Here is a 12,666-nt window from a genome sequence, read left to right as displayed (position 1 = left end):
GCAAAAATAAACATTATTCTCCATAAACTTCATTATGACTGTTCAAAGTATCTTTGCCATCACTCATAATGCTGTTCAGTTTATCCTTTTGAACCGGAAAATCTTCGAACAAGCCCGATAAAGCTAATGCTGTATACACCTTGTTGGAGTAAACGTTTCCAATCGCCACAATAGTGACTTTTGATTTAAGAAGGTGAGCAAAAACAGAGTTGGTTCCGTGCCACCATCCGTTATGGTACGTTAATTTTTCACCGTTATCAAAAATCTTCATTCTAAACCCTAAACCATAATTATTCATTCCGGCTTTTTCATTGCTGTAAGGAGCAAAAACCATCTGCATCAGTTCAGGTTTTAAAAAATCCTTTGAAAACATTGCCTTAGAAAAATTATAAAGGTCTCTTGGTGTAGTGTATACATTTTTATCACCATAGATAAGATCCAATCTGTCGAGAGGATATAGCTTATTTCCGCCATAATAAAAAGACTGAGAAGCAGTGGGAATGTCTTTTTCCTGGAAAATGTAGGTGTTTTTCATTTTTAACGGCTCGAAAACCATTTCTTTCATAGCCTGTGGAAAAGGCGTACCGGTTATCTTCTCGATCAACAGAGCCAGCAGCGCAAAATTTGTATTACAATACATAAATCCGGTATCTGTATCTCTTGCCATTTCAGGTTTATACTTAACAATCATGTTCAATATATCCTGATTGGTAATAAAGGCTTTTGAAAGTTCTGCCGGAGCCGGCTGAATTTTTGTAATAAAATATTCGTACTTCGGAAGACCACTTCTTTGATCCAGTAAAGTCTGAACGGTAATATTCGGATAAGGAAATCCCGGAAAATATTGTGTTAAATGATCTGATAATTTTATTTTTCCAGCTTCTATAAGCTTCATCATAGCCATAGCCGTCATTGTTTTTGAAACTGATGCGACATGTAATGGCGTATTTTTATCAATCGGCATCTGATGACCTTCTCTTCCGAAACCCCTGTAGTTTTCATAGATAATATCGTCTCCTTTGGCAACTAGAATTCCGCCGCTCAGATTACCTCCATTCCAGATTCTCTGATAATACTGGTCAATATATCTTACCAGAGAAGCTTTATCCGGCACCCGACCATCTTCTTTTGTAAAAACTTTACTAAGATCTACATTTCCGTAATTCGGTAAAGAGGTCGTATTTTCCGCTATATTTTCTTTGGTTTCAGATTTTTTTTTGCAGGAAAAAAATGATAAAAAAACAGTTAAAATAAGTACAAAATTACGCATCCCCATGAGTTTCAAAAATGAGCGGCAATTTAATAAAACTCAAAATAAATATTAAATATTGAAGGTAAATTATGAATTATTTAACATAAACAAGCAAAATCATGAAATTGCAAAACTCAAAATTTAAACAAATGCTTTAAGAGACTCGGCATGACATTTTTATACTTCCTTCTATTTTAACCTCATCCTATTGAAGGATATTGCTCTTTTAAGCAAATTGGGCGACAATTTTATCAACGATCACCTGTGCCAGTTTTTCTTTGCTTTGAACCGTCCAACCGGCTATATGAGGTGTTACAATAGTCTTCTCAGAGCTTAAGAGATATTTTAAATCTTCATTTTCAATTTCAAGATTTTCGAAAGATGATTTTTCATATTCCAGTACATCAAGGCAAGCACCTTTTACTTTTCCTGATTTCAGTGCGCCAACTAAACTTTTAGTTTCAACATTTTTACCCCGTGCCGTATTGACAAAATAAAAATCTTTCTTCATTTCAGAAATAAATGTTGAATTAACCAGATAATGAGTCTCTGAAGTTATCGGAATGTGTAAGCTTAAGATATCTGCAGATTCCTTAAGTTCTTCCAGAGAAACCTGAGTTGCATATTCGTCGGAAAGATCCGGCAAAATATCATGAAAAATAACACGGCATCCAAATCCCGAGAATCTTTCAGCTGTCGCCTTCCCCATATTTCCATACCCTATTAAACCTACTGTTTTTCCAAGCAGCTCGTCACCACGGTTTTCTTCACGCAACCATATTCCGTTTTTCACTTCCTGAGAAGCGATAAAAAGTCGATTCATTAAAATCAATAGCATTGCCACCACATGTTCTGCAACCGAATCTCTGTTCCCCTCTGGTGAATTGATCAGCTGAATCCCCAGTTTTTCAGCAACCGGAATATCAATATTTTCCATCCCAGCACCTACTCTTGCAATGAACTTAAGATTTTTCGCACGCTCCAGAAAATTTTTATCCAATGGTATTCTACTTCGGATAATAACTCCGTCATAATTTTCGATCTTCCCGCACACCTCATCATATGAAGAGGTAAAATCTTCTTCCAGTATAAAGTTTTTAGCTAAAAGCTGTTCGGTAATTAAGGGATGGTTTTTATCTAAAAGAAGGATCTTCATTTTTTTTATTTTAAAATTGGAGAATTAAGTATTTATCTTAATGCAAAGTTCGCGAAGATTTCGTTAACTGAAAAATGCTTTTAATCTTGCAAAGATGGTATCCTCAGCAGAGATTAAAAGCATTTTATTGTACAAAATATTTGTTTTATTTTTTATCTTTCGTTGGCTCCTGAGGTTCCTGAAAAAGTTTTTTCAATTCTACAGATTCCAGTGGCTTCATTCTTCCGGAAAGAATCAATGATAGCTCTTTTCTTCTGAAAGCTGCAGCAAAACGCTCTTTTTCCTCCTCTGTTTCAGGAATCATTTCCGGAATAGGAATCGGGCGATTGAACTCATCTACCGCTACAAAAGTATAGATTCCCGCATTGGTATGTACTTTCTTCTGATTAATCGGGTCATCTAACCAGACATCTACATAAACTTCCATTGAAGTGGAGAATGCTCTTGAAACTTTAGATTCCAAAACCACAACACCCCCTTCAGGAATCGGATGATTGAAAGAAACGTGATTTACCGAAGCTGTCACTACTCTTCTTTCGCAATGTCTCGCAGCAGAAATAGATGCACATCTGTCCATCTTAGCCAAAAGCTCACCTCCGAAAAGATTTCTTAAAGAGTTTGTTTCATTAGGAAGTACAATATTTGTCATGATTGTCAGAGATTCTGACGCTTTTTTTACTTTTGCCATGTAGTCTTAGTGTTGTTTTTGAATAGGCTGATTTTTCACATTGGTTTCGGCCGGTTTTACTAATGAATCTTTCTTTATAGAATCCTGAACAGGCGGCGTATGTACATTAAGCTTGATCGTATCTTTCACAATCCGGTGTGTTTTGGTTTTTACCGATACATTATCAAAAGATTTTTTTCCGAAGAGAAGTTCCTGTTGGGTATACGCTAAGAACAGCAATCCTAAAACAGGCAAAACGATCAGAAAAATCCATAATATAGACTTCTTGAATTTATAGTCATCCTCAGAATTAACAATCTGCTCAGGTTTACCTGTGCTATTAATATCTGAAATTCTGATTTCTTCCAAGCCATAAAAATCCGGATGATCAGACTGCAACCTGTTTCCTTTGAAATGGGTATGCCCGTCTTCAATAAAGATCGTTCCCAGGTTCTGAATCTCCAAAGTCTGATCGGCCTGAAGCTTTTTTTTCCAGAAATCTGTCTGAATCTGCAAATCTGTTTTTGATGCTTCAAATGATATCTGTTTCTGACCGGCAATAAATCCTGCCAGATCATCCGACTGCACTTCGTAGTCAGAATTAAAAGCAATCTGACTTGAAGGCGGAAGGATACTTCCGTTCTCAGAATTAATAACTGCTTTGGAGTTCTCAAGATAAAACACGCCAAAATTCGGAACCGTAACTGTTCCAAATTGTTTCAGATAATCTAAAATGTAAGCTGAAATATTCATTTGGTGGCAAATTTATAACTTTTTGATGACTTTTTCCATCATTTATTTTTCCAAAAAAACGTAAATATATGTTAATTAAAATTGCATTTTTTCAGATTCTGTAGGTTTATTATGATATTTCTTTTATTTTTTTAATATTTAACATCAAAACTCACTTTCTCCATTAGAAAATGTCAAATTCAATTCATTTTATTATTTTTAAACAATTCACAATTTTTAACCCTTTTTTCAAACAATACTTAAAAACAAAAGACTGCCGAAGCAGTCCTTAAAAATTTAATCTAACATTTTACTTTATATGCGTGTAAAATATTCATAATGAATGTTATTGAATTTTCCAGCTGATCCCAAACATAAAATTGGTTCCGGCCTGAGAAAAATAGTATGGATCACCATCATAAACCGCTCCATTATTCACATATTTTTTATTAAAAAGGTTATTAACCAATAATTTCAAAGCAATATCATTGTTTTTAATTTTAAACTGATACTGGGCATTAAAATCAGTCAGGAAATAATCCTTTAACTGTAAGTTTTTATCTTCTGTATTATCGAGATATTGTTTTCCGACATATTGATTCATCAAAGCAAACTGAAAATTTTTGTTAGGATTAAATTTCAGTCCCAAATTAGCAATCACATCCGGTGAAAAAGAGATCTGGGTATTCCCTAAATCTTTAACCAACGTTGCATTTTCAATTTTAAAATCTAAATTTCTGTTTTGGCTTACACTTACATTTCCGGAAAGCTCCCACTGCTTAGACAGTTTTGCCAATGCCCCGATTTCAACTCCCCTTCTGTAACTTTCACCTGAATTTGTTCTGATAAATGCACCCACATTATTCAGCTCACCATTCAACACCAGTTGATTAACATAATACATATAATATAAGTTGGCTGTGAAGGAAACGATTCCGAACTGTTTTTCAATTCCGGCTTCGAAATCGTGAAGTCTTTCTGCTTTCACATTGTTGTCCGCCATTAAATCGTCACGGTTGGGCTCTCGCTGTGCATGCGCATAGGATAAGAAAATTTTTCCGTTTCCAATTCTATAGTTTACCCCGGCTTTGGGATTGAAAAACAGCCAGTTTTTCTTTAGATTTCCACCTTCTCCGTCACCTTCCTGCAAAATCTTCGTATCATAATCGATATGTCTCAACTGTAGATCTCCGAAAAATTCGAAGTCATTCACTTTTATTAAAGCTTTTGCAAACCCGGCAACTTCATTTTTCACAGAACGGTTTCTGTAATACTCGTGTTCATCAATCTGAGGCAGAAAAACACCGGTCACATTTCCGAAATGCCTTCCATAATATTGATTGGCAACCGCTCCAAAATTTAAATCAAGATTTTCAAACTTCCCATATAAAGTTGATACGATTCCATAAAAATCATTATTTAACCATTTTTTCCTGATAAAATCTGAATACTGTTCACTATTAACATCCGGCAGATTATATCTTGCGAAAGGATCTCCCTGCTTATAGTTCTCATAATATCCTTTTCCTTTTGTATAATGTAATGTTGTTTCTAAATTCCAGCGATCATTGAATTTCTGCTCCCAAAGCAACTGATAATGATTTTGTCTGTAATTATCCGTTTCATTATTATAGAACCCTGAGATATTACCATCTTCATCATAGATCGCTCCTGAATAATTGAATTTAGGATCAGTGTCCCATGTATTTCTGTCAATTCCGTTCCAGGCCTGATACGTTTTTTCTTTACCACCAAAAGCCATCAGGCGGATTTTTGTGTTGCCTTCTTCAAAAAGAGCTGTAAAGTTATAAGAATTCAGCTTTGATGAAGCCCTGTCGATATACCCGTCAGAATTAATATGTGTATACCTTCCCATCACAGAAAGTCTGTTTCCCCAGAACTTTCCTGAACCTACCTCAGCAGAATATTTGTATGTATTGAATGAGCCATAACTATCATCTGTTTTAGCATAAAACTTTTCTTCAGGCTCTTTAGAAATAACATTAATACTCGCTCCGAACGCAGAAACTCCGTTATTGGAAGTTCCAACCCCTCTTTGAATAACAATCTGAGAAGCAGAACTCGTAAGATCCGGTACATTGACAAAAAATGTTCCCTGGCTTTCAGAATCATTATAAGGCACCCCATTCATCATTACATTAATTCCTCTTCCTGACACTCCACGAATTCTGAAGCCAGTGTATCCCACTCCATTTCCTGCATCGGAAGTCGAAATAACCGATGTTTGGTTTTTTAGGAGAATCGGTAAATCCTGGCCGAGATTCCGACCATCAAGATCCTTTTGAACATTAATGATTTCTTTGGCGACAGGAAGTCTTTTTGTAAAGCTGACAGCTTCAATTTCCTTTATTTTTAAGGAATCAGTGTTTTGTGCCTGTATAAAAGCAAAAGAGCCTACGGTAAGCCCTAAAAAAATAAATCCTTTCATTCTATAAATTTTAAAATTTAATGAATAAAAGGGGCGGATTAAATCAATGTAGCAATTTATTAATTTAACAATCTAACAATAACTTAGTACATTGTTATACTGTTCCATCGGTACATTTTAAATTCCCTAAACAGCATTATCTGTTCCAGGTTCATTGGGTATAATCTCAGCTTGTTACAGCACCCCTTTATTTCAGCCGCGAAATTACAAAAAAATTACGAGATGCAGGAAAGTTGTTTTTATAGTTCCTGATGATTTGAAAACAAGATGAATATACATCAATGATACTATTCGTTAAGTCCGATTACAACACTGTCCTGCTGAGCGCGCAGCAGTAGAATCTTTTACTTAGGATTTATTTTAATTTCTGAAAAATATGCAGAATTATGCTTCGATTTTTAAATCTGTATTTTCTACAGATTTAGTATGCTTTGTTTCGGGAATCAATATAATAATAGTTTGTTCCGTCTTTCGAAACTTCAAACATTTTCCCCAGTTTCCAACTGAAATTACGCTTGATATCTTCATATTCAAAAGGCACAATTATTTTATTATTAACATCAATGATTCCGAATTTATCATTATGCAAAGCAATAATCATGGGATCTTTTAAATCATCTCCTTCAAGGATATGCAAATACTGATATTGAGGATAAATCTGATAGTCTCTGTAATCTGCTGCATTTTTGAACTTGGTATCTTCAATGATTCCATAGAATCCATTGAGAACATACGCATGAAATAGCTGCTGCTTAAATTCACTTTTGCATTTTGCAAGATCTGCATCTTTATATTGATATACTCTTTTTCCGGACTGATCGATTCTGTAGGAAATTTTATCTTTTTCAACTGTAGCATACTCCTTAGTTCCAAATTTTTGAACTTTTTCGTTTACAGAGTTTAAAAGATTGCAATCTTCAGCAAAAAAAACAGCAATATGATAATCCGGCTGGATAATAAATTTTCCTTTTTGATTGACGTATCCAAAACTTCCATTTTTCTTTTGTGGAATTAAAACAGGAACATCTTCATTTAATACAACAAGATCAGGATTGTGTTTTATCTGAGTCCCTTTTTTAACAGGGCTTTTCGAAGCATTTCTGACGGGATTTTTTTTCACAGATTTAGCCTGAGAAAAAACGAAAATCGAAATAAATACGCAGAAAAAATTAAGTAAATTTTTCATAATCATCATTTGCTTGCAAAAATACGACCAAAAATAGAAATTATAAAATTCATATTTATAAAGAATCTAAATAATTTCGACTGCAAAAAATATTAAAAATCCGTAAATTTGGGAACATTTTAAGTGTTTGATAATGTAAAAACGTTTTGGAGATCTGATTTTTGATCATAATGGGATCAAAAAAAGTGTAAAAAACTTACCCAAAGAGAGTTTTTGTAACAAAAAAATCACAGGTACGCTACCCACACTTCCAGAGAATCATATACTTATCCTCTAAGACGGAACATTGATCTTATATTTCAGAATGATGTAGATAATGTTGTTATTACTACAGCCCTTTTTGCGACAGATTTAAACAATTTTATTGTAATTTAAACACTATTAAGAAAAAGGCAGTATATCAACAACTGTTTAAAAAACAATCTACCCTTTAAATTGAAAAGACTTCTATTATTATGAATATTTATCAGGATTACATCCAAGAAATTGAAGAAAGAAAAAACCAAGGGCTTCATCCAAAGCCGATTGATGGTGCAGAATTATTAAGTGAAATCATTGCACAGATTAAAGATACAGCTAATGAATACAGGGCTGACTCTCTTAAATTTTTTATTTATAACACTTTACCGGGAACGACAAGTGCTGCAGGGGTAAAAGCTAAGTTTTTGAAAGAAATCATTCTTGGAGAATCTGTAGTAGAAGAAATAACACCTGCTTTTGCTTTCGAATTATTATCTCACATGAAAGGAGGTAAATCGATCGAGGTATTGCTTGATCTTGCTTTAGGGAACGATACCGTAATTGCAGAACAGGCCGCTGAAGTTCTTAAAACTCAGGTTTTCCTTTATGAGGCTGATACAGACCGTTTGAAGAATGCATTCAACAGTGGTAACGCAATTGCAAAAGAAATCCTTGAAAGCTATGCAAAAGCTGAATTTTTCACAAAACTGCCTGAAGTTGCTGAAGAAATTAAAGTAGTAACATTTATCGCAGGTGAAGGTGACATTTCTACGGATTTACTTTCTCCGGGTAACCAGGCGCACTCAAGATCAGACCGTGAACTGCACGGTAAATGTATGATTACTCCTCAGGCACAGGAAGAAATCAAAGCTTTACAGGCTCAGCATCCTGATGCAAGTGTAATGCTTATTGCAGAAAAAGGAACAATGGGTGTTGGTTCATCTCGTATGTCGGGAGTAAACAACGTGGCTCTTTGGACTGGTAAACAAGCAAGCCCGTATATTCCATTTGTAAACATCGCTCCGATTGTTGGAGGAACAAATGGTATTTCTCCGATTTTCCTGACTACAGTTGATGTAACAGGAGGTATCGGAATCGACCTTCAGAACTGGGTGAAAAAAGTAGACGAAAACGGAAACCCTGTTCGTAATGAGAATGGTGATATTGTGTTGGAAGAAAAATATTCTGTAGCAACGGGAACTGTTCTTACCATTAATACTAAAGAAAAGAAATTATATAACGGAGATGTTGAATTGAAAGATATTTCAAAATCATTTACTCCTCAAAAATTAGAGTTCATCAAAGCCGGCGGTTCTTATGCCATCGTATTTGGTAAAAAACTGCAAACATTTGCAGCAAAACTTTTAGGAATTGAAACGCCTCTTGTTTTTGCTCCTTCTAAAGAAATTTCAATCGAAGGACAAGGACTTACTGCAGTTGAAAAAATCTTCAACAGAAATGCCGTTGGTGTTACAGAAGGAAAATTATTACATGCAGGTTCAGACGTTAGAGTTGAAGTGAACATTGTGGGATCTCAGGATACAACAGGTTTGATGACGGCTCAGGAATTAGAATCTATGGCCGCAACTGTAATTTCTCCAATTGTTGACGGAGCTTACCAATCAGGATGTCATACTGCTTCAGTTTGGGATAAAAAAGCTCAGACAAACATCCCTAAATTAATGAAGTTCATGAACGAGTTCGGAGTTATTACAGCACGTGACCCGAAAGGTGAATATCATGCAATGACAGACGTTATTCACAAAGTTCTTAACGATATCACGATTGACGAATGGGCAATCATCATCGGAGGTGACTCTCATACAAGAATGTCTAAAGGTGTTGCGTTCGGAGCAGACTCTGGAACAGTAGCTTTAGCTTTAGCAACAGGTGAAGCATCAATGCCGATTCCTGAATCTGTGAAAGTAACTTTCAAAGGAGACATGAAAGAGCATATGGATTTCCGTGATGTAGTTCATGCAACTCAGGCTCAGATGTTGAAGCAATTTGACGGTGAAAACGTATTCCAGGGTAGAATTATTGAGGTTCACATCGGAACTCTTCCTGCTGACCAGGCGTTTACATTCACAGACTGGACTGCAGAAATGAAAGCTAAGGCTTCTATCTGTATTTCTGAAGATGATACTTTGATCGAATCGTTGGAAATTGCTAAGAGCAGAATCCAGATCATGATCGATAAAGGAATGGATAATCACAACCACGTTCTTCAAGGCTTAATAAACAAAGCAAACAAGAGAATCGAGGAAATTAAATGTGGTGACAAGCCTGCTTTAACTCCTGATGCTAATGCTAAATATTACGCTGAAGTTGTGGTAGATCTTGATGTAATCGTTGAACCAATGATTGCCGATCCGGACGTAAACAATGATGATGTTTCTAAAAGATATACTCACGACACGATAAGAGATCTTACTTACTACGGAGGTGAGAAAAAAGTGGATCTTGGTTTCGTAGGATCTTGTATGGTTCACAAAGGCGATTTAAAAATCGTTTCTCAGATGTTGAAAAACATTGAAAAGAAAAATGGTAAAGTAGAATTCCAGGCTCCTTTGGTAGTTGCGGCTCCTACTTATAATATCATTGATGAACTAAAAGCTGAAGGCGACTGGGAATTATTAGAGAAATATTCAGGATTTGAATTCAATGATAATGCTCCGAAAGGCGAAGCTCGTACACAATATGAAAATATGATGTACCTTGAGCGTCCGGGATGTAACCTTTGTATGGGTAACCAGGAAAAAGCTGAAAAAGGAGATACTGTTCTGGCTACTTCTACCCGTCTTTTCCAAGGAAGAGTGGTTGAAGATTCTGAGCGTAAAAAAGGTGAATCTTTATTGGCATCAACTCCGGTTGTTGTACTTTCTGCGATCATGGGAAGAATTCCTAATATCGACGAATACAAAACTGCTGTAGAAGGCATTGACCTTACAACTTTTGTCCCTTCAATCAAAGAATTGGTTACGGTTGGTCACTAGTAGAATTATACAATAAGTCGAAAGACTTTTTAAATATAAATGGAAGATTTCTTTTGAAGTCTTCCATTTTTTTCATTTCTAATCATAAAAAGAACATTTTATCCTTTAATCATGTTAGTCATTTTCATTAAAATCATCTTCTCGACAAATTAAAAGTGTTACTCCATAAATATCTCTAGGTTTGATTTTATAAAGATTAAAACGCCATCCATTAATAATCCACGATTCGTATGTTTCTTCATTTTGTCCCGACTTTACTACGATTTGCTTCCCAATTTTATTTAGTTTTTCATGTATTTCATTGTATTTTTCCGTGAATTTCTCATCACTTAAATCAACATTCTCATTTCTGATAGGGAAATAGTTTTTTCCAACCGTATTATAATATAATGTTTTATCATAATCAATATAAATTGCCTTTAATTCTTCATCTTTTTTCGTAAACAAGTAGTCAATTTTCTGTGTTAAAATTTCATTCTCTGATTTTAGAAAATTTATAGTTTCAACATCAATATCTTTATATTTTCGTGGATAATAATAATTATGATTAATACTACACCTATATTTCTGTAAATCAGTTCCTTTTGTTGATTGTTCAAATGCTTCAATTTGTTTTTTTGAAATTTTATTTTTATGAGCTAAATCAGAAAATAAATTTTCAATATTATCAGATTTAACATATTGTAATGTATCATATTCAAATTTTATTTTTTTAATATGTATTTCTTCGCCATCGACTTCCAAAAATCCAAACGAATTATATCCATTTCTAAATTTTAGAAATTTCTTATTATTTTTCGTATTTCTGAATTGATTACGATAAGAAAAAAAATTATACTTTTCATCAAATTTGTTTATCACTTCAACATCACTATTGTTAATTCTTGTAATTGCAGTCTTATCTTTTAATTGTGTAATTTGAAACAATCTATCATTCATAACAAAAGAAGTTAAAAAAGTATAATTTAAATTGTCAATTGGTCCAGCAGGATCATATGAATTATATTCAACCGGATCTTTAAAAATAAGACTAATTCCTTTGTTATAATCATAGGAAGTGAAAATTCCATTTTTTTTGTTATTAATAACATCATAATACTGATCTGGTTCGCATTTATCTAATTTTCTTGGATTTTCAATTTCCCATATTGAACTAATATTTGTCAGATAGAAGTTTCCATTTAAAAAGTTCACATCTTGTCCATTTTTACTTGTAAAATATTCTGATTTGTCTTTTTTGTTGATAAACCAAGTTGCTTCGCCCCATTCTCCAAAATTTTTATACATAACTTTGTAAGTAGTATTTTCATAAACAAGATCACTCCCTTTTGAAATTTCAATAAATTTATTTGTAAAAAAATCAAAAACATATCTTGCATTATCTTGATCCTGTACATATAATTTATCTTCTAATTCAAAGAAATCTACGTAACTATTAGATAGTTTTTTAGGTAATTTTATTACTAACTGTATGTTTCCGTTATTGTCGAATTTTACCAAATACTTCTGAGAATGTCCCATATAATACAATTCACTTTCTTCAAAGATTGAATAATATTCATTTTTGAATTTTAATGAACTTATCATCTCGATTCTTGATGCTGGTTTGAAAATCTTTGCAGTATTTAATAGAATGTCATTATGATAAACCTTAAAATTTTGTGCATTACTACTGAAAAAAATAGTAACAAATAAAAGGAACAGACAGTGTTTAAGAGATTTCATTTATGTATATACTAAGTTTAATATCAAATATACAGTACTTTTAGCCACACTCAATTGTTTAAAAATTACTTTTAGCGTATTTACTTACTAATTATTTAGAACCTTTCCATTTAAGAGTCATCATCATTATTTTAACCTATGTCAACGACTCAAAAATTATTTTTTCCTTAACTTGATAGTTATAAAAAATAGTAATGATTCATCTTATTTATCCTACTTTATATAGGGAGGAATAGAATTTGATGAATTGGTATTTGTGAGAA

The 12,666-nt window shown here is 33.7% G+C and carries 8 protein-coding genes and 1 riboswitch; of the genes, 1 reads left to right on the top strand and 7 read right to left on the bottom strand.

Translation table 11 applies throughout. The features are described from left to right. Window positions 1–13: 13 nt before the first annotated feature. From M2373_RS18460 to M2373_RS18435, 6 genes are all read right to left on the bottom strand, one after another. Complete coding sequence (locus M2373_RS18460; RefSeq protein ID WP_259112722.1) at window positions 14–1,276, bottom strand: serine hydrolase; 1,263 nt, start codon at window positions 1,274–1,276, stop codon at window positions 14–16. 202 nt (window positions 1,277–1,478) lie between these two features. Further along, window positions 1,479–2,408, bottom strand: a complete 930-nt coding sequence (locus tag M2373_RS18455; protein ID WP_259112721.1) for a 2-hydroxyacid dehydrogenase — start codon at window positions 2,406–2,408, stop codon at window positions 1,479–1,481. 145 nt (window positions 2,409–2,553) lie between these two features. Then, window positions 2,554–3,096, bottom strand: a complete 543-nt coding sequence (locus tag M2373_RS18450) for an acyl-CoA thioesterase (RefSeq protein ID WP_259112720.1) — start codon at window positions 3,094–3,096, stop codon at window positions 2,554–2,556. 6 nt (window positions 3,097–3,102) lie between these two features. Continuing rightward, complete coding sequence (locus tag M2373_RS18445) at window positions 3,103–3,828, bottom strand: hypothetical protein (RefSeq protein ID WP_259112719.1); 726 nt, start codon at window positions 3,826–3,828, stop codon at window positions 3,103–3,105. Between the two features lie 325 nt (window positions 3,829–4,153). Continuing rightward, entirely contained in the window at window positions 4,154–6,256 is a 2,103-nt protein-coding gene (locus M2373_RS18440; protein WP_259112718.1) for a TonB-dependent receptor, read from the bottom strand. 106 nt (window positions 6,257–6,362) lie between these two features. Then, a riboswitch (TPP riboswitch) is annotated at window positions 6,363–6,453 on the bottom strand. Window positions 6,454–6,677: 224 nt separating this feature from the next. Continuing rightward, complete coding sequence (locus M2373_RS18435) at window positions 6,678–7,442, bottom strand: WG repeat-containing protein (protein ID WP_259112717.1); 765 nt, start codon at window positions 7,440–7,442, stop codon at window positions 6,678–6,680. Between the two features lie 455 nt (window positions 7,443–7,897). On the opposite strand from M2373_RS18435, the gene M2373_RS18430 reads away from it, so the two are divergent. Further along, window positions 7,898–10,678, top strand: coding sequence for a bifunctional aconitate hydratase 2/2-methylisocitrate dehydratase (locus M2373_RS18430; RefSeq protein WP_259112716.1), 2,781 nt, complete (start codon window positions 7,898–7,900; stop codon window positions 10,676–10,678). Between the two features lie 114 nt (window positions 10,679–10,792). On the opposite strand, the gene M2373_RS18425 is transcribed toward M2373_RS18430, so the two are convergent. Next, a complete protein-coding gene (locus tag M2373_RS18425; protein WP_259112715.1) occupies window positions 10,793–12,403 on the bottom strand; it encodes a hypothetical protein in 1,611 nt (536 codons plus the stop codon). Window positions 12,404–12,666 lie beyond the last annotated feature (263 nt).

The organism is Chryseobacterium sp. JUb7 (genome assembly GCF_024806495.1).
Classification (GTDB): Bacteria; Bacteroidota; Bacteroidia; order Flavobacteriales; family Weeksellaceae; genus Chryseobacterium.
Note: the sequence above shows the minus strand (reverse complement) of the source record. Positions and strands in the feature narration are given on the sequence as shown.